This is a genomic window from Pseudomonas sp. 51_B (assembly GCF_017491595.1).
Taxonomy (GTDB): domain Bacteria; phylum Pseudomonadota; class Gammaproteobacteria; order Pseudomonadales; family Pseudomonadaceae; genus Aquipseudomonas; species Aquipseudomonas promysalinigenes.
The window spans coordinates 1-437 of record NZ_JAFGYW010000448.1 but is presented as its reverse complement, the minus strand read 5'-3'; the positions used below and the strand labels follow the sequence as shown (position 1 = coordinate 437).

Sequence of the window (437 nt, the reverse complement as noted above, 5' to 3'; positions counted from 1 at the left end):
CCGTACGATCAATGGGGCACGCTGTTGACCGGGGTCAGCGTCAACAAAGTGCTGGGTCTTGAACGCAATCACTATGATCGGCTGGTGCACCTTAGCTATGGATTGCTGCTGGTCTGGCCGATTCGCGAAGTGCTGCTGCGCCTGACGCCGTTGCGTGGCGCGTGGTTGGCGCTGTTGACCTTGAATGTAGTGCTGGCGACGTCGGCGTTGTACGAATTGATCGAATGGGTCGGCGTCTCTTACCTGGGCGACGACACTGGCCAGGCCTTCGTCGGTGCGCAGAATGATCCGTGGGATTCGCAGAAGGACATGGCCCTGGCGCTGTTCGGCGCCGGGCTGTCCTTGCTGGTGTTGACGCGCTGGCGTCGAGCGCCGCCCTGAAGGAGCAGATCACGCCGCAGGCCATGCGATCACCGCCACCGCCCAGTGGCTTGGGC

At 62.7% G+C, this 437-nt stretch carries 1 protein-coding gene; it reads left to right on the top strand.

The window, feature by feature from the left end:
* The coding region (locus tag J5M56_RS25665) for a DUF2238 domain-containing protein (protein WP_207938144.1) at nt 1-381 on the top strand (381 nt) is incomplete at its 5' end.
* Between the last annotated feature and the right edge of the window lie 56 nt (nt 382-437).